We start from the raw sequence: 18,972 nt of genomic DNA, 5'->3' as shown, positions 1-18,972 counted from the left end.
GATCGTGGCATCCGCGGTGTCGGCTGCGTCCTCGATCATGCTGGCCGCGCGACGGCCGGCGGTGTTCGGTCTCCGTCTCCCGCGCGCGGCGCTGGCCGCCGTCGCCGCGATCGCCCTGGCGATTGCCGCCAACGAGACCGTGGGCAAACCGGTGATGTTCCTGCGCTGGTCGTATGTGCGGTTTCTGTTCGGCCTCCGGCATATGGGCGCCACCTGGCAGGTCGGTGACGGGCGCGAACAGGCGCTGGCCGACTATGTGTGCGCGCATGCGCGACAGAACGACATCGACGACGTCATCCGGGCGATCGACGAGTTCTGCTACACCAAGAGCTACCTGATCAACATCGGTGACGAGAAGGGTCGCATCCTCGACCGGGCCGTCGCCGCCGCGCAACCGCGCCGCCTGCTCGAACTCGGAACCTATTGCGGCTACAGCGCATTGCGCATGGCGCGGGTCATGCCGGCCGATGCCGTGCTGTACTCGATCGAGTTCAACGCGGCCAATGCCGCTGTGGCCCAGCGGATCTGGGATCACGCGGGCGTCGGCGACCGCATCGTCGTCATCGTCGGCACATTGGGCGACGACGGGAAGACGCTCCGAACATTGGGCGACGAACACGAGTTCTCCCCCGGTGCATTGGATTTCGCCTTCCTCGACCACGAGAAGGACGAATATCTTCCCGATCTCCACCGGATCCTGGACCGGGCCTGGCTGCGCCCCGGTGCGGTCGTCGTGGCGGACAACGTGAAATATCCGGGGGCACCGGAGTATCGAGCGTTCATGCGTCGCCAGGAGGGCACCCGGTGGACAACCCGCGAGCACCGGACGCACGCCGAATACCAGAAGGTTCTCAAGGACCTCGTGCTCGAGTCGACCTACCTCGGCTGAGCGGATCCAGCCCACTCGGCCGATCCGCGCGTGCCCGGTGCCCGCATGCGGCGTCGCCGAACATGTTAGTCGTCGGTAATGGCGGGTAGTCGCAGACATATGGTGCAACGTTGCGCCCCGACCTGATGCTGTCTATACGCCGAAGGACGAGATTCGCATGAGCACTCTTGATACGTCCACCCTGCTGGCCCAGCTACGAGCACTGCTGACGTTGACCAATACCGAGATACAAGTGGCCGAGACCCGGATCGCGCAGGCGCGGACCGAGGCCGTCCGCAAGGAACTGTCGGAGAACGCCGACAAGGGCCGTGCCCGCGCCGAGGCGATCGAGGCCGCCATCCGCGATCTGGGCAGTGTGCCCGAGGTGGTCGGCCCGTTCCTCGGCCGCGCGGTCGCCGCCATCAAGGCGATGGCCGAACAGGCCCAGCCGTTCGACGAGGCCCTGCTCGGCGATCTGGCTCTGGAGCACCAGTTGCTCGACCGCTCCCGCTACATCAAGGCCCTCGCGACCGCCGCGGGGCAGCGGGAGATCGTGACGCTGGCCGACCGCTTGATCACCGCGCATTCGGCCACGGTGGAATGGCTGACCACCGTCCTGGCCGAGGACGCCCTCGGCGGGCCGGCCGCCTTGCGCCGCACCGTGCTGCAGGCGGCGACCGGCACCGCGGTGAAATTGTTCAACCTGCCCGTCACCTGGTCGGCTCGCGGCCTGGACCGTGCGCTGGACACCGTCCGCACCACCCCGCCCGCGCTCGGTGAGCTGCTCGCCCGAGGCGCACACGCGGGTGATGTCGCGGTCAAGACGCTGTCGGCCTCCCGGGATGCCGCGTTGGAGAGCGCCGAACAGGTCACGCGCCACGAAGGCGCCGCCGCGGCCGCCGACGCCCTGCATTCGATCCGCGCGACCACCGGTGTCCTCGAACCCGGCGAGTTGCCGGTCGGCGACTACGACGAGCTGAACGTGTCCCAGGCCGTCGCCGCGGTGAAGGACCTCACCGAGCCGGCCGACATCCGCGCGATCGTCGCCTACGAGGAAGCCCACAAGAAGCGCCACGGCGTCGTGTCGGCCGCCCAGACCCGGCTCGCCGCGATCGCCCAGGAAGTGACCGGCCTCAGCTGACCGGTAATTGTTCGACCGGCCGGGCCCGATACGGGTCCGGCCGGTCGCGGTCGTCTGGACCAGCCTGACGATCCCGACGGCGATCGGGTGCCCGGCGACGGCCGCCTGCTCACCCTGACCGTGCGGAAGAACGGCGAGCCGGTCACCGACCTCCAGCCGTACCTGGCGGCCTACGGACATCTGGTGATCCTGCGGGCGGGTGACCTGGCCTACGTGCACGTTCATCCCAACGGCGAACCCGGTGACGGCGTCACCGCCCCGGGCCCGGACGTCACCTTCCACACCGCCGTCCCCGGCCCCGGAACCTACCGGCTGTTCCTGGATTTCATGCACGACGACGTCGTCCGCACCGCCGCGTTCACCCTGCCGACGACACGGTGAGTGCTCTCGCCGGCCGCGGCGCTATTTCGCGTCTGCGCGGCGGGCGGTTCGGTCAGGCGACGCGGCCGAGGTGTCCGGCGCGGCGGAGAAAGTCGGTCGCAGGTCCCCTCGCGCCACGACGTCGGACGGGCTGTCGGTGGCCGAGTCCCGGTGACTGAAAAGTTGGGGTCCCAAAGGTTTTTCGCTCACAGGCGGTGCCTTTCGATAGTTGGATGGATGCGGCCGGCCACTGCCGACTCACGGCCGGTCGCGCCGTTGCGCCACCGGCGAAGGGCGGCGGCCCGCCCGGTGCGGCCGGGTAATTGGGCCAGGAGTTCGTCGACCGTCGATTCGTCGTTCGCGCGACACGCGAGAGCCATGACAGCGCAGGCGCGATGGGTATCGGTGCGCGGCGGGATGATCAGCAGTACTCGACGCCGGTCGCGCGCCCCGAGCACCTCGACGGTGTGGGCTGTGCCGTGCCGGGTCCCGTCGAGACGCACCGCTTCGAAGCCCGCGACCGGGTTCCATTCGGCGGCGTTGTACACGACCCGGTGGATCGAGCCGAGGGCGGGCGATACGGCCGCGAGCAGGCCGGGAAGTTCGGTGGCGAGATCCGGGCTACGGGGCCACCAGGCGCCGTCGACATATCCGGTTTTCGTTTCGTAGTCCTTGAACTGGACACGTGCGGCGGGCTCGACGTCGGGCCGCGCGGGGCTGTGCACATGGTGGTTCGGTCGGGTCATGCCGACGCTCCTGACTCGGCCGAAGATCGGCCGTGTAATGACAATTTCGGGACCTGCGGAAACAGGTGCCGGGCCGACATCACCGGTGGACGACATGTCCACATCTGTGTCCGCATCGGTTGCGATACATTCGTATCGGCATGCTCGAGAAGACCGGCGAAACAGCCTGTGCAGCTCACGAAATTTCGTCGTAGCGCACTCGTATCCGGTTGCCTCCGCGGCGTTCGAGGGACCGTTTCCCGAAACGAAATAACGTCTGTTCGCGCTGCCATTCCGAGGGCAGCCGTACGCGAGTGGGACCGGATATCTATTTCGACTCTACGCGACCAGGCCATCCCTGTCCACGTGGCCTCGCGCGGCGGCGGGAAAGCCGTGGGAGAAAAGCACGAAACCCGCGCCGCGGGCGCGGGTTTCGCTGGTTTGTCGGCTCCTAGATGGCGCGGACGTTCTGAGCTTGGGGACCCTTCTGGCCCTGGCCTACCTCGAACTCGACACGCTGCCCCTCATCGAGGGACTTGAAGCCGGAACCCGAAATTTCGGAATAGTGGACGAAAACGTCGGGGCCGCCCTCATCCTGGGCGATGAATCCGAAGCCCTTTTCGCCGTTGAACCATTTCACAGTGCCTTGCGACATTCTTTTGTTTTACTTCCTGTTGCGAGCCGGGCGATCACTGCAACAACCCGTGCTCACCATCCAGTCTGGCACACCGTCGCGTTTCGGCCCGAACAGCCCGGCCGGAAACGCCCCTATCCCCCGTGAACGCCGCGAGGTCGGCGTTCTCGTCGTCCGCATCGCCGTGGGTGAAGGCGGCGATCGCGAAGCCCGGGCCGAAGGATGCCGAGGCGACGTAGGAGCCGTCGTCCGACCACCCCCATTTGGTGCCGACGGTCGCCGGGACGTGCGCGGTCCCCCAGTTCTGCGCCGTACCGTCGGCGGCGATCGGACTCGCGGTGGCCATCCACCACAGCAGCGGCGAGGCGGGATCGGTGCGCTGCTTGACGACGAGGAATTCGGCGACGTCCCGGGCGCTGGTGTAGGAGTCGCCCCAGAACGAACCGCGCCTGGTGTCGGCCGAACCGAATTCCGCGGCGGTGGCATCGATGGCGTGCGGATACTTGGTATCCAGCTCAGTCGCGGCGGCGCTGTCGGAGAGCTGGATCGCGCGCTGAGCCGCCTGCCGATCCGAGCGGGATCCGTCGCCGTGACGCAGCACGTAATCGACCAGATACAGCTTGATGATCGACAGGGCGGGCCGCCTCTCATCCGAATTCCCTGTGCCGGTAGCCGTTCCGGGAATCAACGAGACCATCGCGAACGATGTGCGCGGGTTCATCGGAATCGGCTCGGACTCCCCGCGGGCCGGACTTGCCGTGGCGGCACCGCCCGCAATCAATAGAGCAAGCACGGGCGCCACGAGAGTTGTTCGCACAGTGAGTTCTCCCTCTTCGGTCGGGCGACGGAATCCCACCGCAACGGTCGGGATGTCGAGGCCGATGGTGTCGAGCAAGATCACTTCATGTTCGGGCCGAGCCACACGCTGTTGATCGATTCCACTACAGCGACCGATACGCGTGTGCCACGCCACGCGGAGGCGAATCGGCTCCGGCGCGCCTACCGCGAATCGTCGCGGGCGAACCGCACAATCGCTGGTCATGGCGATAGGGCGCAGAGCGGCACTCGCACTGCTGGCCGGTCTGCCCCTGCTGGCCCCTGGAACGGCACGCGCGCAGTCGGCGCCACCGGGAATCGGCGCCGATCCCCAGCGCGCGCCCACCCGCTACACGATGGCCGCCTTTCGTGCCGACGACGACTCCACCGTGGCCGTGTACGAATCGATGGACGGGACGCGGTTCACGCCGGTCGCCGACCACACCTTCACGCCGCGGACCGGGTTGGCCCGCGATCCCAGCGTGATGCTGCACACCGACGGCTGGTATTACCTCACCTACACCACGGCCCCCGACGCGACCTCGATCGGCCTGGCACGCAGCCGGGACCGGATCGCCTGGACGGAGATGACCCCGGCGCCGATGCTGGTGCCCGGACGCCCGGAAGGGACATGGGCCCCCGAGTGGTACGTCGATGCGGCGGGCCGAGTCGGGATCATCGTGTCGCTGACCTGGGGGCATGGTTTCACTCCGCATCTGCTGCTACCGGTCGGCGTGGGACTGTCCACGTGGGCGCCGCCGATTCCGCTGTTCGGTGTGGGCCCGAGTGGTCCGGATTCGCTGGGATTCATCGACACGCAGCTGATGCGGTGGAACGGACGGGTGTACGCCTTCGTGAAGAACGAGGACACCAAACTGGTCGAACTGGCGGTCGCGGACAACCCGTTGGGCCCGTATACCTTTGTCGCCAGGGGTGATTGGGCCGGATGGGGTGGCCCGCGGGAGGGGCCGTCGGTGGTGCCGCTCCCCGTCGGCGGACATCGCATCTATCTCGACGCCTACACCGAGGGCCGTTATCTCTACAGCGACAGCTACGACGGCTTCCGCACCTGGTCGGCGCCGACCGAGCTGCCCGGACTCTCCGGAGTCGTCCGCCACGGCACGGTGCTGGCCGAATACGGTTCCGCCCCATGAGTTTCGGAGGCCGGACCGATCACTCGTCGGCGGGCGCCCAGTTGTCGGCGGTTTCGCCGGTGGTGAGGAAAATGGTGCGACGTCCCACTTCCACCGCATTGTCGGCGAAGCGCTCGTAATACCGTCCCAGCAGCGTGAGGTCGACCGCGGCCGTGATGCCGTGCGCCCATTGGTGATCCAGCACCGCGGCCAGCAACTGCTCGTGCAGATTGTCCAGTGCGTCGTCCTGGGCGTCGAGACCGGCCGCGTCGTAGGGGTCGCCGGTCTCGAGCACCGCCGCGGCGCTGGTGGCGATCGCGCAGGCGGTGGAGCCGAGACGCTCGACCAGCGGTCGCACCGGTTCGGGAACGACGTGTTCGGGATGGCGCCGGCGGGCGCTGGTGGCGATATGCCCGGCGAGGGCGCCCATGCGCTGCAGGTGGCCGGTGAGCTGGATGGCGGTCACCACACGCCGCAACTCGCTGGCGACCGGGGCTTGCAGTGCCAGCAGGCGCAGCGCTTCCTGTTCGGTCTGCTGCGCCATCTCCTCGACGTGGCCGACGACGTCCAGCGCGGCCTCGGCCTGTTCGATATCGGCGTTCACCACCGCGTAGGTGGCCGCCGAAACGGCGGTCCGGTCCTGTTCACACATGGCGTGCAGCAACTCGGCGAGCTGCCGCAGATTCGCGTGATAGTCCGACCGCATATCCCGATTCAACCCCAGCGGGACGCACATTGCGAATCCCGTCCCGGAACGGATCGATCGCCGCGAAATAGCCGGTAGCGGCGTCCGCACGTTCGATCGGCGCGATCCGCCCGCTCACCCGAGCCGATAGTTGTAACTCGCGTAGCGGTGCGCATCGGCACCCGCTTCCTCCCAGCTGTAGCTGTAGGTCCCCACATGCCCAAGCCGGAACGAGCTGTCGGCCATGATTCGATAGCCGCTGCGCCGCGCCCGCTCACAGAACGCGTAATCCTCGCCGAGATACCAGGTGTGTTCGCCGTCGGGCACCAGCATGGGCAGGAAGTACGGGACGGTCGGGCGGTCGAACCGCAGGTTGCACACCGGAAGTTGCTCGTGTTCGGCGACGGTCTCGTAGACGTCGCGGTGGGTGAAGAGGAATCCGGTGGCGGCGTATTTGATCTCCAGCAGTCCCCCGCCCTCGCCGAACACAATGTTCCCGGTGCCGGGCAGCACGTGGCAGGCCAGGCCGCGCACCCCCTTCTTCGCATAGATCCCGCAGACGACCGGCAGATCGTGTTCGCGTAACCGATCCACCGAATCCACGTCGAACGCGATATCGGAATCGATCCACATCAGCCCCTCGAACCCGTCGCGCAACGCGTCGGTGGCCATCTGGCTGCGTCCTTGATCGATCGCGGCGAATCCCGTGACGGTCCGGACCTCGTAACCCCGATGCTCCAGCCGGGCCAGGTTGCGGGCGAAATCCGGTGCGATCGATCCGTGGGTCGGGACCAGCACAACACAGCGCGAGGGCTCCATGCCCGCAGCCTGCCATGCCCGTGCGGGGACCGCGCGGCGTGGGACGGGCCTGATCGCCGAGCCCACGCCGTCACCGTACCGCTACGCGGGCAGCGGGTTCTGCCCCAGGAAGCGGTGGCCGTTCGCGGCCCCGGTGCGGACCGCGGCGAATCCGTGCTCGACCAGGCGTTGTTCGTAATCGTGCAGCGCGGTGCGCAGATCACGGCCTGCGACAACGGAATAGACGGACGGCAGTTTCGCGGCCGGAACGAGCCGGGCCGCCGCGGTCGCCGGGTCCTGCGGAAATTCGACCGGCGCGACACCGACGAAACTCCCGTCGGGGCCGGCGATCATGGTGAAGATGCCGAACATGCTGTCGTCGAACATGTTTCGAGTCCGCGCGTTCAGCGGTATCACCTCACGCCGTAGAGCTGACGCACCCCGGTGTCGACGATGCGCGCATGCGGCAGATACTGCTGACGCACAACGGAATTGATTCCGTCGGCGCCGACCAGCACGTCGGCGGCGGCGTCGCCCTCGGCGCAGTGAACGACGATGCGATCACCCTCGGTGCGGAAACCGCTGACGGCCCTGCCGAATACGACGCGATCCTCGATACCTGTGAGTAGGATGCGGCGCAGTGTCAGACGGTCGACCGCGAAGGCCGGTTCCGCCGAATCCCGGGTGAACCGTTCGTTCAGCGCACTGTCCAGCACGGTGAATCGGGGTTTCGGGGTGCCGGCGGTGGCATCGAACAGTGCGCACAGCGGCGCGGGCAGGACCCGATGGAGCGCCCGTCGCGCCGCGGCGTCCAGATGCAGCCGGTAGCCCTGGCGACGGGTATCCACCGCGGAATCGCGTTCGTACACAACGACATCGATGCCCCGGCGGCGCAACCCCTGCGCCAACGCCAGCCCGCCCAGCCCGGCGCCGGCGACGATGACAGTGAATCTCGACATGACCGAATCCCTTCGCGGACAACATCATCGGAAGGGACGCACAGGTCGCACCTGCGGAAGGTGCGGTGTTCAACGATTCGCGTCACCGGGACTAACCCATACCCGGCCGGGTCTTCGCACGTCCGGAAATCAGTTTACGCGGATTCGGCCGGGCGCAGTCCGGCATCCGCCGCGGCGGCGGTGAGCGCGTCCAGGCCGAAGGCTTCGACCGGGCCGAGGGCGCCGGTGCCGAGGAGCCCGCCGGTGAGTGTGGTCTGCGCACCCCAGGCGAGGATTTCGGCGGTGAAGTCGTAGGGGTCGACGCCGGTCAGCGTGGCCGAGGACAGGATGCGGCCGGTGGCGTCGCGGGTTTCGGCGACCGCCCAGGTGCGGGTGCGCGCGCGGGTCGCCGCATCGGGTCCCCCGGTCGAGCCCTTGACCACGGCGCTCAACGCGCGTTCGGCCAGCCGCTTCACGGGGGCCACACGCGCGACGGTGTCCGTGACGAGCGAGGTCGCCTGCAGCGCGCGAGCTGCGTTACCGGGCATTCCGAGATAGACGTCGGCCTCGCGCAGATTCGGGTGGGCGCGGTGCAGGACGAGATGTTCCGACCCTGGAATCGAGGCGCCGGTGAGCGCACGGCCCTCCACGTCGAAGGTGTGGGTCCGCGCACCGGTCCGCTCCGGCACGATGTCGCCGTCGCGGAGGGCGAAGCCCCGTTCGAACAACATCCCGACCATGGACGCGCGGGTGCCGCCGCTGGTGCCGGGGGAGGCGATGAAGTAGCCGATGTCGACGCGGGCGGCGTCCGGCGCGTCGCGCAACGCGAGGGCCGCGGCCACATTGCCTGGGACGTAATCGAATCCGAACGCCGTCAGCAGACCGGCACCCGCCTGGCGCGCCTCGGCGTCGCGATCGAACACCCGGCGGATGAACGGGCCCTCGCCGGTCGAGTCGAAGTAGTGCGCGCCCGCCTCGAGCGCCGCGCCCAGCGCCGGGCCGCCGTACCGCAGGAAGGGTCCCACCGTCGTCACCAGCACGTCGCCGCGCCCCAGCAGGGCGCGCACCGATGCGGGATCGGCCACGTCGGCCACGGCGGTCTCGACGCCGCCGAGGTCGGTCGCGAGCTGCCCCAGCGCGGTGGCGTTACGGGCGGCCAGTACCGGCTCGGCGCCACGAGCCACCAGGGCCCGAGCCGTGAGGCGGCCCGTGTAGCCGGTCGCTCCGAACAACACGATCTTTGCCATTGCCATCACCTGTGTTTCGTTGGTCACCGGCGGTCCGCGCCGGTACGTGTCGACGTCGCACCGTATCCGACGATAGGGCCATCGAGCCGCACCTCGCCACGGTGCGCATACCTAGCCGCCGGTGGGGCCCTGGTCTTGGAACTGTGCCAGCGACTCCCACGACCAGGTGAGCGTGCCGTCAGCGAGGTCGGCGACAACGCCTTCCAGCCATCGTATTTCGGCCTCCGTGACGGCACGCTGATACTCGTCTTCGAGCATGGTGACCCTCGGCAGGCCGAATCGCACGGCCTGGGCGATACCGGTCTCGAGCTCGGCATGCCCGGCGCGCAACGCTTTCAGCCGGCGTTCCAGTTCCTCCCGGGCGCCGTCCGGACCGAGAAGCATCAGAAACGACAGGGCCGCAGGGAATTCGGGAAATTCGTTGCGGGGCACGGCGAGCATGTCGGTGATCCAGGCCGTGCAGGCCGCGCGGCCGGTGTCGGTGATCTCGTAGACCGTACGTTCCGGATACTGCTGGTCGCGCCCCGTCGCGCGGACCGTCACCAAACCGGCGTCCTGCAGTCGCGCGATCGTCTTGTACAGCTGGGCGCGCTGCCCCACGTTGACGACCTTGTCCTTTCCCCACTCCTTGATGCGGCGCTGAATGGCGTACGGGTGCATCGGCTCCAGGTGCAGGATGCCGAGCACCGCCATGGCGAGCGGGGATCGCTTGAACCGGTCGGGGGTGGGCATGCGGCTCATCCTACTAGGTGCCGCACAACTAGTTTTAAAATTACTAGTTGCTTTGACACTAGTTTGTGTGCCACTATCGAGGAGCAGGCGAACCCGTCCACTGCGATCCGGAAGGACCAGAGCAATGACCGTCACGACAGAGACCGTCCGCATTCACGCCGACCACGAGACGACCAAGCGCCTCGGCGATTGGACTCACGCCACCGACTTCGCGGTGAAGGCCCGCTATGCGAGCGTCGTCATCGACCTGCGCTCGCCGTGGATCGAGGGCGACGACCCGATCGTGGTTCACGCCGACCTCGACCACGCCATGGTCAAACTCCTCGTTCCCAACGAAGCGGTCGTCGAGCACAGCGACCTGGAGTGGACCGGGCGTGGCCGGGTGAAGGATTTCGCGCGGCCGCAGGACGCCGCCGGCCGGATCGTCCGGCTGACCGGGACCAGCACCAAGAGCGAATTCCGCGTTCACCGCGGCGGCATCGCGATCCTCTCGGCACTGTTCAGCCGGGAGTTCTTCGACGACGCCAGGCAGGCACACCACCAGGGACGCACCCCGACCCTCGCCGATCCGGCCAACGCGCCGCGCTGATCGCGGGTTGCGCCGGGCGGCGGCAAACGCCCGGCGCAGCCTCTCAGCGAGCGGGCAGCGGTTCGATCCGCGCCAATGTACGGGCGCTGCCGTCGACTTCGAGCTGCACATGCAGCCCGTCCTCGTCCCGCCGGGCGCGGATCAGCACCTCGTCGGCGCCCAGCACCGGCCCGGCATGTTCGAGAATCACCCGATAGGGCGGCGCCGGTGCGTCGGGGAATCGCGCGAGCGCCTCCTCCACGGCCCCCCAGTGTACCGCGTTGTTCACATGTCCGTAGCGGTCCACATCGGTGACCCGCAGCGGGAACGGCCGCACTTCACCGCCGTCTCCGGACTGTTCGCGCAGGGCGGCGCGCCACCGCAAGCGGTGCTCGTCGGTGACCGCGCGCATCGGCGCCATGAACCGTTCGGTCATCCGCGCCGGCCGCCCGGCTTCGATATCGACGTGGATGAGGAACATCTCGGTCTCGATCAGACCGCCGTTTTCGCTGCGCACCTGAATGCGCATGTTGCACCACCGATTCGACAAAGCCGACGGCCAGCGCCGCAGATGGACCCGATCCCCGAACTCGATGGGCCGCAGCACGTCGATCACCGTGCGGCGCACGATCCACCCCGGATGCTGATCCCCGTCCTCGACCACCTTCAGATGGTCGTAGCCGATGTCCTGCAGATACCGCGCCACCGCATCGAGCCGCAGCCGCTCGTCCCCATCGGTGTCCCCGAGCCGCACCGGCCACTGTTCGTGAAACGCCCGGCTCTCGTCCGGACACGCCGGCAACGGAAACGCGATCTCGGCCAACCGATCGACAGCGGCACCCATGAACGCTCCTTCTCCCGGGGTCCGCGCCAGCGTAGCGACCCCACACCGGACCACCGGTGTCAACACGGCGAGCGGGACGGGCGGGGCACAGGACGCCGCACTTCGCGCTCAGTCGACGATAAAAGTTAGATCTATAGTTCTTAGAAGTATAGTTTTAACTATGGCGAACCTGGTGAAACCGGATCGGGTGTTCAACCGAGAGCGCGAGTGGGATGGACTCACTCGTTTCGCGGCGTCCGAGAGTCCGGACGTGCGGCTCGGCATCGTCAGTGGGCGGCGGCGGCAGGGCAAGACGTTCTTGCTCGATGCCCTGGCGGATGCCGTCGGCGGCTTCTTCTTCACCGCCACGGACGCTACCGAGATAGAGGCTCTCGAAGGGTTCGGCGAAGCGGTCGCCTCGTACGCCGGTGGCGGCCGCTACGCGTTTCGGGACTGGGACGAGGCCCTGGAACGACTGTTCGCCGTGGTGGGTAACGGCTTGGTCGTGATAGACGAGTTCCCCTACCTGAGCAAGGCGAGCCCATCGCTGCCGTCGGTTCTGCAGCGCGCTCTCGACCCGCGAGGTTCGGCCCGGAAGTGCGCATCGCGGATTCTGCTGTGCGGCTCCGCGATGTCGGTCATGGGAAAGTTGTTGTCCGGCAACGCTCCTCTTCGCGGCCGGGCGAGCATGGAGTTGATCGTCAGACCGCTCGGATATCGGGATTCGGCTCGCTTCTGGGGGCTCGACGACCCACACCTCGCCGTGCTGGTCCATGCCATCGTCGGCGGCACGCCCGCATACCGGCGGGAATTCGTGGCCGGCGACGCGCCGAACTCGCTGGCGGACTTCGACTCCTGGGTACTGCGCACCGTCCTCAACCCCCAGGTCCCTCTCTTCCGCGAGGCGCGGTATCTCTTGGCCGAGGAAACCGAAATCCGCGACGTAGCGCTCTACCACGCGGTACTAGGCGCCATTGCGGGCGGCCATACGACACGCGGCGGGATCGCCAATACCATCGGCCGCTCCTCGACCGATATCGGCCATCCGCTGTCGGTACTCGAGGACGCACAGCTGATCACCCGGGAGACCGATCCGTTCAGCCGCGGCAAATCGACGTACCGGATCGCCGAACCTCTCATCGTGTTCTATGAGGCGATCATGCGCCGCGAGTGGACTCGACTGGAGCGCGGCAATACCGAAGCGGCATGGCGTAATTCGCAGGCGACGTTCCGGTCGCAAGTCGTGGGACCGCACTTCGAAGGAATATGCCGAGAGTGGGCGATGTCCGTCGGCGACGAGGTATTCGGAGATTTCCCGGGGCATGTCGCCGCGGCCACCGTCAACGATCCTCGCGACAAGAAGCAGATCCAGATCGACGTCGCGGTGCTGGCCCCCGAGGAGACCGGGCGACCACGCCGAATCCTCTCGCTGGGCGAGGCGAAGTGGGACCGGACCATGACCCTCGGCCACGTGGACCGACTGCGCCGCGCGCGAGAATTGCTGTCGGCCAAAGGATATGACACCAGTCGGACAGTTCTGGCCTGCTACAGCGGTGCCGGATTCGACGAGAACCTCCAGGCAGCCGGGAGCGGTCCAGGGGATACCGTCGCCGGGCAGGACGCGCCCCTGCTAGTGGATTTGAACACCGTCTATGGGACCACCTGAGACGACCTGCCAGAACCGTCGGTGGGTCCCAGGTGGGCCCGGTGCGGGGTCGCCCGCGCGGCGACCCCACCCGGTTGATCGACGTTATCGATCGGCTTGCCGTGGTGGCGTGAGCGGGTTGCCGAGTTCCTCGGCGAGGATGGGGATGCCGAGGTTGCAGGCGTGGATGCCGAGGACGCTGACCATCTGGAGGACGGTCAGGATCTGTTCGGGTGGGACGCCCAGATCCAGTGCGGCACGGATGTGGCGGCGTACGCCGGGGGCGTACATGTGGGTGCAGGCCGCGTCGATGGCGATGCTCAGCAATTCGACGAATTCCGGGGGAAAGATGTGCCGCTCGATCGGTGTGGCGTTGACGGCCATGAACCGTTCGGTCCATTCGGGGTCCCATTCGTAGAGCTGATCCCACAGCGGGTTCCAGCTTCCGCCGGCCCGCATGCCGTCGACGACCGGCGTGGAAACCGGTGCGGGTGAATCGAACACGATGCCTCCTGAGATGTGGTCGACGAACCTGTCGGCCGTTTACTTGGCGGGCGCGGGCTGGGCGGGGTCCTTGCAGTACGGCAGCTCGGGCGGGCACGGCGCCAGAACGGTCGAGAAGTACTGGATGGCGGAGAACAGCGTGATCGGGCCACCGGCCAGAATGAGGCCGGCCATCGAGCCCACGGCGCCGAGTGTGGCGGCGCCCAGGACGCAACCGGCGACGGTCGCGCCGACGAACGGCGCCAGCAGCACGATCACCGGACTGGAGATCGCCGCGCCGACGGCGCCGCCGACCAGGCAGCCGATTCCGCCGCCGATGACCGCACCGAGCACCGCGCTGACTCCGGCCGCGATGGCGACACGCTGACCGAATGCGCCCAGCGCTTGCGAATCGCGGGGCGTGAACGATTCCGCGGCCTGCCGGACGGAGACCACGTCGCGCCGCGCCTCGGTGGGCCGCCCGTGGCCGCGGTCGGGGGTGAGTGTCGCGGTGTCGCCGTCGATGCGGGCGGTGATCGGATAGGCGGTGTCGTCGACGGCGAAGGTCAGCGGTACGGCGGCGACCGGCCGATCGTCACGAGTGGTGAGAATCAGTTGGTCCGCAACGACTTTCAGCTTGCCGTCGGGAGTCGTCACCAGGGCCGAATCCGCGCGGCGCCCGATCTCGTAGTGCACCGCGGTGCGATCCGGCTCCGCGTGCGCGGTACCGGTGGTGACGGCGGCGGCCGTGACCCCGAGAGCCGTGATCAGTGCGGGTGTCATGAATTTCATCGGATTCCTCATCATCGGTTGTGAACAGCGGCGAGTGTGCGAAGCCCGGCCGGGTACAGGCAGCGACCGGCCACCAGGGCGGCGATCGCGACCAGATAGGCGAGCGGGGCCAGTCGTAGTGCGGCGGTCAGGCCGTAGTGGTCGGCGAGCACGCCGACGACGAAGGGGCCCAGCGCCATTCCGAGCAGACTGTTGGACAGCGTCAGGGTCCCCATCGCGGAGGCACGGACCGACGAATGGGTGAGGTTGGCCACCATGGCGGCGGTGGGACCCGAGGAACCCCCCGAGAACCAGGCGCCGATGCCGATCAGAATCAGTTGCGCCGCACCGTGTTCGATGCTGAATCCGAGCGTCAGGCAGATCAGCGAGATCGAGCAGAACGCGATGGCGGCGAGCCATTTGCGCGAGAGGTCGCGGCGGCCGATCCGGTCGGTGACGATGCCGCAGCACACCATTCCGGCGCCGATCAGCAGGACGACACCCGCCGCGGCGACGGCCGCGGTATCGGCGGCCAGACCGTAGACCCGGTTGAAGAAGCTCGGCGTCCACGCCAGCAGTACCGCGGCGGCGAACAACTGCACCCCACCACCGACATAGGCGCACAGCACCGCCGGATTGGTGAACAGCGACGACACCGGTGCGCGAAATCCGTTGTGCGTCACCGGTTCGGCCGATTCCGGGTGCGTATGCCGAGCGAGTTTCCGCTCGTCGACCAGCGCCGCGAAGAGCGCGGCGAGCAGCAGGCCCGCCACCGCCATCGTGACGAACGACCACCGCCACCCGAGGTGTACCGCGATGGCACCGCCGGCCGCGACGCCGAGAACCGAACCGAACGACCCGCCGGCCATGAACGCACCGCTCAGCGCCGCATGGACTCGCGGCGCGAAGACACCGAGGACCACCGCGATCCCGACGCTGCCGTAGGCCGCCTCACCGACGCCCACCAGGAACCGCGCGCCGAGCATCTGGTGATAGTTCGACGCGAGCGCGCACAGCAGGGTGGCGATACTCCACAGCGTCGCCATCAGCACCAGGCTCCTCACCCGCCCCCACCGATCGGCCAGCAGCGAGAGCGGGAAGGTCAGCAGCCCCACCATGAGCGCCACCACGCTGTTCAGCGATCCCAGTCGCGAATCCGTCAGACCCCATTCGGTTTTGAGGAGGGGAAAGACCGCGCTGAGGACCTGCCGGGACATGTAGTCGGCGAGCAACAGCCCGAAGGCGAGGGCGAAGACCAGCCAGGGGTATCGCCGCGCCCGGGCGGGCAGACCGGTCGATGCGACCGAATCCGGCGCCGCGGGACGCTCAGGGGTGGTGTTCAACTGCATGGGTGCTCCTACGAACGCGGCGGGCGATCAACCGCCCGCCGGAGCTGGGAAGGTAGGGCGCCGGAACGCTCGGGCCCGTGGCCGCTCGGGGAATCGGGCGCCCACCTCGATGTGATGGAGACAACAGTAGGGTCGCCGGCCCTATCGTGCTTTACTCTCGGGGACACCGATGTGAACGATCTGGGACAGCGAGGCGCTGATGAAACCCTTGGCGCGGTACGCGGCACTGAACGATTACGTGGATCTCGGCCGATCTCTCGGACTCGACCCGGCCCGCCTGATTCGCGAGGCCGGGCTCGATCCCGCGGGCCTGAGCCTGCAGGACCGCTGGGTGCCCGCCGCGGCCGTCACCGAACTTCTCGAGCGCTCCGCCGCCGAATCCGGACGGCAGGATTTCGGCCTGCTGCTCGCGGAACGGCGGCGGCTGTCCAATCTGGGGCCGCTGAGTCTGGTGATCCGCGAGGAACCCGATGTGCGCAGCGCCCTGGAACTGATGGTGCGCCATCAGCACACCTACAACGAATCCCTGCATATCCGGCTCACCGAACGCAACGGCATCGCCCACGTCCGTCTGAGTCTGGATATCGGCGAGCATCGCAGTACCCGGCAGGCCACCGAACTGGCCATGGGAGCGATGCAGGGAATTCTGCGTGCATTCCTCGGCGCGACATGGCAACCGGCGGAAACCACCTTCACCCATTCCGCGCCGCGGGACCGCGGCACGCACCTGAGATTGTTCGGGCCGCAGTTGAGATTCGATCAGGAATTCAGCGGAATAACGCTCTACACAAGCGATCTCGATACCCCGAATCCGATGTCGGACCCGCTGTTGCGTCCGTACACGCAACAATTGCTCGGCGTCGTGGACACCGCCCACGTAACGGCCATGCGCGACCGGGTGCAGGAACTGGTCGACATGCTGCTGCCCACCGGCCGCTGCTCCGCCGACCAGATCGCGCGCAGTCTCGGCGTGGACCGCCGCACCGTCCACCGCCGCCTGGCGGACGAGGGGCACACCTACTCGGAGATCGTGAACACCACCCGGCTGGATCTGGCCCGCCGGGTGGTGGGAAATCAGGGACGTTCACTCACCGAGATCGCGGATATGCTCGGCTTCTCCAGCCCCGCCAGTTTCACTCGCTGGTTCCGCAGCCATCACGGATGCAGCCCGAGCCAATGGCGTCGGGCCGCATCGAAGAACACGGTCGATGACCGCTGATGTCAGTGTCCGCCGAGGTCGATGCGGACGGGTGCGCCGGTCGCGGCGACGACGTCGTCCTCGGTCACGCCCGGGGCGCATTCGCGCAGCACCGGACCGGATGCGGTGATGTCGAGAACGGCCAGGTCGGTGATGACGCGATGGACCACCCCCACGCCGGTCAGCGGTAATGTGCAGCGGCTCACCACTTTCGGAGCGCCGGATTTGTCGGTGTGCTCCATCAGCACGATCACGCGGCGAGCGCCGTGTACCAGATCCATCGCCCCGCCCATGCCCTTGACCATATGGCCCGGCACCATCCAATTGGCGAGGTCACCGGTCGCCGACACCTGCATACCGCCGAGGATCGCGGTATCGATGTGGCCACCCCGGATCATCCCGAAACTGGTGGCGGAATCGAAGAACGACGCACCGGGAAGCACCGTGACGGTCTCCTTGCCGGCATTGATCAGATTCGCGTCGACCTCGGCCTCGGCCGGATAGGGCCCGGTACCGAGGATGCCGTTCTCCGAGTGCAGGGTGACCCGGATATCGGCGGGCAGGTGATCGGGAATCAGCGTGGGCAGGCCGATACCGAGATTGACGTATTCACCCGGGCGCAGTTCTCGCGCCGCCCGCGCCGCCATCGCGGAGCGATCCCACCCGGAACGGGCGATGACGCCGCTCATTTCTTCTCCTCGATGCGCACGGTCCGCTTCTCGATGAGACCCCGCGCCGGGCCGGTCACCACGATGCGGTCGACGAAAATTCCGGGCAGGTGGACGCGGTCGGGATCGAGATCGCCCGCGGATACGAGTGTTTCGACCTCGGCGATACAGATCCGGCCCGCGGCCGCGACCAGTGGATTGAAGTTGCGCGCCGATTTGTCGAAGACCAGATTGCCTGCGGTGTCACCGACGAGCGCGTGCACCAGGGCGAAGTCGGTGGTGATCGCCTCCTCCAGCACATAGCGCTTCGGCCCGGCGGGACCGGCGAAGGTGGCCACCGGCTTCGGCGGCGACGCGACCGCCACGCTGCCGTTCGGCCCGAAACGCCACGGCATTCCGCCGTCGGCGATCAGCGTGCCGACACCGGCCGGTGTGTAGAAGGCGGCGATACCGGCGCCGCCGGCGCGCAGCCGTTCGGCGAGGGTGCCCTGCGGAGTGAGCTCGACTTCGAGTTCGCCCGACAGATACTGCCGGGCGAATTCCGCGTTCTCACCGACGTAGGAGGCGATGACCCGGCGTACCCGCTTGTCCGCCAGCAGAATTCCCAGCCCGTGCGCTGTCGTGCCGCAATTGTTGGAGACGAGGGCGAGGTCGTCCGCTGCCGCGGCGGCGAGCGCCTCGATCAGCGTGTCCGGGATGCCGCACAAGCCGAATCCGCCCACCGCCACCGACGAGCCGGACGAGATATCGGCGACCGCGGCGGCCGCCGACGTCATCACCTCGGTCATCACACCTCCTGCCCGGCGGCGGACGGGCGGCCCAGGTCGACGGCCTCCCGGAGGAGATCCCGGGCGCGGTCCCAGGGTCCGAAACCAGAGGCAGGATTGAGATGCCCGACATCACCCAGGTCGACCAGCCGGCTGCCCCATGCCTCCGCCATACCTGCCACCCGCCGGAAGGATGCCAGCGGATCCGTGGTGCTCGCGGCGACGATGCTCGGGAACGGGAGGCGGCGACGCGGAATCGGCAGCCAGCCTCGCTGATTCAGCTCGTCGGTCGTCGGATAGCCGGCGGGAAAGGGCTTTTCGACGTCGGCCGGCGTCGCGAGCAGCGCACTGTGGATATCCCGGGTGGCCCGCTGCGCCCAGTGCACGGTGATCACGACTCCCGCGCTGTGCGCCACCAGGGCGATCGGGCCGTCCACCTCCGACAGCACCCGGTCCAGCGCGTCCACCCGGGCCGGTAGATCGAGCTTGTCGTGCTCGAGCGGCGCGACCGTGCGCACCCGGTCGAGATCCTCGGCCAGCCTGGTCTGCCAGTGATCCGGGACGTGATCGCGCAGTCCGGGCACGATCACAACGGTCGGTTCGATGATGAATTGCACTGTGCA

At 67.8% G+C, this 18,972-nt stretch carries 22 protein-coding genes and 1 pseudogene; 7 read left to right on the top strand and 16 right to left on the bottom strand.

Annotation, left to right across the window (positions count from 1 at the left end; translation table 11 throughout):
* The first annotated feature begins 154 nt into the window (after positions 1-154).
* The 3 genes and pseudogenes from IRT45_RS05550 to IRT45_RS05540 all read left to right on the top strand — a co-directional run.
* On the top strand, positions 155-889 hold the full coding sequence (locus tag IRT45_RS05550) for an O-methyltransferase (RefSeq protein ID WP_194804932.1): 735 nt from the start codon (positions 155-157) through the stop codon (positions 887-889).
* 157 nt (positions 890-1,046) lie between these two features.
* Positions 1,047-2,009, top strand: a complete 963-nt coding sequence (locus tag IRT45_RS05545) for a ferritin-like domain-containing protein (RefSeq protein WP_194804801.1) — start codon at positions 1,047-1,049, stop codon at positions 2,007-2,009.
* A 75-nt stretch (positions 2,010-2,084) separates the two neighbouring features.
* Positions 2,085-2,390: pseudogene (locus tag IRT45_RS05540) on the top strand (hypothetical protein); the annotation flags it as partial.
* A gap of 185 nt (positions 2,391-2,575) precedes the next feature.
* Here IRT45_RS05540 and IRT45_RS05535 read toward each other — a convergent pair.
* From IRT45_RS05535 to IRT45_RS05525, 3 genes are all read right to left on the bottom strand, one after another.
* Positions 2,576-3,115, bottom strand: coding sequence for a DUF5994 family protein (locus IRT45_RS05535; RefSeq protein ID WP_194804800.1), 540 nt, complete (start codon positions 3,113-3,115; stop codon positions 2,576-2,578).
* 430 nt (positions 3,116-3,545) lie between these two features.
* Positions 3,546-3,749 (bottom strand): cold-shock protein, encoded by a 204-nt coding sequence (locus IRT45_RS05530; protein WP_194804799.1) that lies wholly within the window; start codon positions 3,747-3,749, stop codon positions 3,546-3,548.
* 34 nt (positions 3,750-3,783) lie between these two features.
* Entirely contained in the window at positions 3,784-4,623 is an 840-nt protein-coding gene (locus IRT45_RS05525; RefSeq protein ID WP_194804798.1) for a hypothetical protein, read from the bottom strand.
* A 145-nt stretch (positions 4,624-4,768) separates the two neighbouring features.
* Here IRT45_RS05525 and IRT45_RS05520 point away from each other — a divergent pair, with 145 nt between their 5' ends.
* The gene (locus tag IRT45_RS05520; RefSeq protein ID WP_228533694.1) at positions 4,769-5,698 is read left to right on the top strand and encodes a hypothetical protein; all 930 of its coding nucleotides are present in this window, start codon (positions 4,769-4,771) and stop codon (positions 5,696-5,698) included.
* A 19-nt stretch (positions 5,699-5,717) separates the two neighbouring features.
* Here the strand turns inward: IRT45_RS05520 and IRT45_RS05515 are convergent, their stop codons facing one another.
* From IRT45_RS05515 to IRT45_RS05495, 6 genes are all read right to left on the bottom strand, one after another.
* Positions 5,718-6,383, bottom strand: coding sequence for a PhoU domain-containing protein (locus IRT45_RS05515; protein ID WP_194804797.1), 666 nt, complete (start codon positions 6,381-6,383; stop codon positions 5,718-5,720).
* Positions 6,384-6,497: 114 nt separating this feature from the next.
* Positions 6,498-7,181: a hypothetical protein gene (locus IRT45_RS05510; RefSeq protein ID WP_194804796.1), complete on the bottom strand. Its 684-nt coding sequence runs from the start codon at positions 7,179-7,181 to the stop codon at positions 6,498-6,500.
* An 81-nt stretch (positions 7,182-7,262) separates the two neighbouring features.
* The gene (locus IRT45_RS36670; protein WP_228533692.1) at positions 7,263-7,547 is read right to left on the bottom strand and encodes a hypothetical protein; all 285 of its coding nucleotides are present in this window, start codon (positions 7,545-7,547) and stop codon (positions 7,263-7,265) included.
* Between the two features lie 26 nt (positions 7,548-7,573).
* The gene (locus IRT45_RS36665) at positions 7,574-8,119 is read right to left on the bottom strand and encodes an NAD(P)/FAD-dependent oxidoreductase (RefSeq protein ID WP_228533689.1); all 546 of its coding nucleotides are present in this window, start codon (positions 8,117-8,119) and stop codon (positions 7,574-7,576) included.
* A 134-nt stretch (positions 8,120-8,253) separates the two neighbouring features.
* A complete protein-coding gene (locus IRT45_RS05500; RefSeq protein WP_194804795.1) occupies positions 8,254-9,345 on the bottom strand; it encodes a trans-acting enoyl reductase family protein in 1,092 nt (363 codons plus the stop codon).
* A 111-nt stretch (positions 9,346-9,456) separates the two neighbouring features.
* Complete coding sequence (locus IRT45_RS05495) at positions 9,457-10,077, bottom strand: PadR family transcriptional regulator (protein WP_228533687.1); 621 nt, start codon at positions 10,075-10,077, stop codon at positions 9,457-9,459.
* Between the two features lie 124 nt (positions 10,078-10,201).
* On the opposite strand from IRT45_RS05495, the gene IRT45_RS05490 reads away from it, so the two are divergent.
* Positions 10,202-10,666: a hypothetical protein gene (locus tag IRT45_RS05490; protein WP_194804793.1), complete on the top strand. Its 465-nt coding sequence runs from the start codon at positions 10,202-10,204 to the stop codon at positions 10,664-10,666.
* A 43-nt stretch (positions 10,667-10,709) separates the two neighbouring features.
* On the opposite strand, the gene IRT45_RS05485 is transcribed toward IRT45_RS05490, so the two are convergent.
* Positions 10,710-11,489, bottom strand: coding sequence for an acyl-[acyl-carrier-protein] thioesterase (locus IRT45_RS05485; RefSeq protein ID WP_194804792.1), 780 nt, complete (start codon positions 11,487-11,489; stop codon positions 10,710-10,712).
* Between IRT45_RS05485 and IRT45_RS05480 the strand changes: the two genes are divergently transcribed.
* Complete coding sequence (locus IRT45_RS05480) at positions 11,488-13,134, top strand: ATP-binding protein (RefSeq protein ID WP_194804791.1); 1,647 nt, start codon at positions 11,488-11,490, stop codon at positions 13,132-13,134. The two genes, IRT45_RS05485 and IRT45_RS05480, sit on opposite strands and share 2 nt — an antisense overlap.
* An 84-nt stretch (positions 13,135-13,218) precedes the next feature.
* Here IRT45_RS05480 and IRT45_RS05475 read toward each other — a convergent pair whose 3' ends face one another.
* The 3 genes from IRT45_RS05475 to IRT45_RS05465 all read right to left on the bottom strand — a co-directional run bounded on the left by IRT45_RS05475 (position 13,219) and on the right by IRT45_RS05465 (position 15,716).
* Positions 13,219-13,572 (bottom strand): carboxymuconolactone decarboxylase family protein, encoded by a 354-nt coding sequence (locus tag IRT45_RS05475; protein ID WP_228533749.1) that lies wholly within the window; start codon positions 13,570-13,572, stop codon positions 13,219-13,221.
* An 84-nt stretch (positions 13,573-13,656) separates the two neighbouring features.
* On the bottom strand, positions 13,657-14,388 hold the full coding sequence (locus tag IRT45_RS05470) for a hypothetical protein (RefSeq protein WP_194804789.1): 732 nt from the start codon (positions 14,386-14,388) through the stop codon (positions 13,657-13,659).
* 11 nt (positions 14,389-14,399) lie between these two features.
* On the bottom strand, positions 14,400-15,716 hold the full coding sequence (locus IRT45_RS05465; protein ID WP_194804788.1) for an MFS transporter: 1,317 nt from the start codon (positions 15,714-15,716) through the stop codon (positions 14,400-14,402).
* A gap of 199 nt (positions 15,717-15,915) precedes the next feature.
* Between IRT45_RS05465 and IRT45_RS05460 the strand changes: the two genes are divergently transcribed.
* Entirely contained in the window at positions 15,916-16,935 is a 1,020-nt protein-coding gene (locus IRT45_RS05460; RefSeq protein ID WP_194804787.1) for an AraC family transcriptional regulator, read from the top strand.
* Positions 16,936-16,937: 2 nt separating this feature from the next.
* Here the strand turns inward: IRT45_RS05460 and IRT45_RS05455 are convergent, their stop codons facing one another.
* Genes IRT45_RS05455 through IRT45_RS05445 form a run of 3 tightly spaced genes read right to left on the bottom strand, consistent with a single transcriptional unit; the run spans position 16,938 to position 18,966 of the window.
* Entirely contained in the window at positions 16,938-17,603 is a 666-nt protein-coding gene (locus IRT45_RS05455) for a 3-oxoacid CoA-transferase subunit B (protein WP_194804786.1), read from the bottom strand.
* Entirely contained in the window at positions 17,600-18,370 is a 771-nt protein-coding gene (locus IRT45_RS05450; protein ID WP_194804785.1) for a CoA transferase subunit A, read from the bottom strand. Before IRT45_RS05450 ends, IRT45_RS05455 begins: the two co-directional genes overlap by 4 nt.
* Positions 18,370-18,966, bottom strand: coding sequence for an alpha/beta hydrolase (locus IRT45_RS05445; RefSeq protein ID WP_309240809.1), 597 nt, complete (start codon positions 18,964-18,966; stop codon positions 18,370-18,372). The genes IRT45_RS05450 and IRT45_RS05445 overlap by 1 nt, the downstream gene beginning before the upstream one ends.
* Positions 18,967-18,972 lie beyond the last annotated feature (6 nt).

Source organism: Nocardia sp. BSTN01 (assembly GCF_015354405.1).
In the GTDB taxonomy this organism is placed as follows: domain Bacteria; phylum Actinomycetota; class Actinomycetes; order Mycobacteriales; family Mycobacteriaceae; genus Nocardia.
The sequence above is the reverse complement of the archived record's forward strand: the minus strand, read 5'-3'. Positions and strand labels throughout refer to the sequence as shown.

Bases quoted from the DNA above. Each gene is read 5' to 3' on its own strand.
- IRT45_RS05500 (WP_194804795.1), bottom strand. From the start codon at position 9,345: ATGGCAAAGATCGTGTTGTTCGGAGCGACCGGCTACACGGGCCGCCTC.
- IRT45_RS05495 (WP_228533687.1), bottom strand. From the start codon at position 10,077: ATGCCCACCCCCGACCGGTTCAAGCGATCCCCGCTCGCCATGGCGGTG.
- IRT45_RS05485 (WP_194804792.1), bottom strand. From the start codon at position 11,489: ATGGGTGCCGCTGTCGATCGGTTGGCCGAGATCGCGTTTCCGTTGCCG.
- IRT45_RS05550 (WP_194804932.1), top strand. From the start codon at position 155: ATGTTCCTGCGCTGGTCGTATGTGCGGTTTCTGTTCGGCCTCCGGCAT.
- IRT45_RS05520 (WP_228533694.1), top strand. From the start codon at position 4,769: ATGGCGATAGGGCGCAGAGCGGCACTCGCACTGCTGGCCGGTCTGCCC.
- IRT45_RS05510 (WP_194804796.1), bottom strand. From the start codon at position 7,181: ATGGAGCCCTCGCGCTGTGTTGTGCTGGTCCCGACCCACGGATCGATC.
- IRT45_RS05475 (WP_228533749.1), bottom strand. From the start codon at position 13,572: ATGCGGGCCGGCGGAAGCTGGAACCCGCTGTGGGATCAGCTCTACGAA.
- IRT45_RS05470 (WP_194804789.1), bottom strand. From the start codon at position 14,388: ATGAAATTCATGACACCCGCACTGATCACGGCTCTCGGGGTCACGGCC.
- IRT45_RS05480 (WP_194804791.1), top strand. From the start codon at position 11,488: ATGAACGCTCCTTCTCCCGGGGTCCGCGCCAGCGTAGCGACCCCACAC.
- IRT45_RS05490 (WP_194804793.1), top strand. From the start codon at position 10,202: ATGACCGTCACGACAGAGACCGTCCGCATTCACGCCGACCACGAGACG.
- IRT45_RS36670 (WP_228533692.1), bottom strand. From the start codon at position 7,547: ATGTTCGACGACAGCATGTTCGGCATCTTCACCATGATCGCCGGCCCC.
- IRT45_RS05535 (WP_194804800.1), bottom strand. From the start codon at position 3,115: ATGACCCGACCGAACCACCATGTGCACAGCCCCGCGCGGCCCGACGTC.
- IRT45_RS05450 (WP_194804785.1), bottom strand. From the start codon at position 18,370: ATGACCGAGGTGATGACGTCGGCGGCCGCCGCGGTCGCCGATATCTCG.
- IRT45_RS05515 (WP_194804797.1), bottom strand. From the start codon at position 6,383: ATGCGGTCGGACTATCACGCGAATCTGCGGCAGCTCGCCGAGTTGCTG.
- IRT45_RS36665 (WP_228533689.1), bottom strand. From the start codon at position 8,119: ATGTCGAGATTCACTGTCATCGTCGCCGGCGCCGGGCTGGGCGGGCTG.
- IRT45_RS05530 (WP_194804799.1), bottom strand. From the start codon at position 3,749: ATGTCGCAAGGCACTGTGAAATGGTTCAACGGCGAAAAGGGCTTCGGA.
- IRT45_RS05545 (WP_194804801.1), top strand. From the start codon at position 1,047: ATGAGCACTCTTGATACGTCCACCCTGCTGGCCCAGCTACGAGCACTG.
- IRT45_RS05465 (WP_194804788.1), bottom strand. From the start codon at position 15,716: ATGCAGTTGAACACCACCCCTGAGCGTCCCGCGGCGCCGGATTCGGTC.
- IRT45_RS05455 (WP_194804786.1), bottom strand. From the start codon at position 17,603: ATGAGCGGCGTCATCGCCCGTTCCGGGTGGGATCGCTCCGCGATGGCG.
- IRT45_RS05460 (WP_194804787.1), top strand. From the start codon at position 15,916: ATGAAACCCTTGGCGCGGTACGCGGCACTGAACGATTACGTGGATCTC.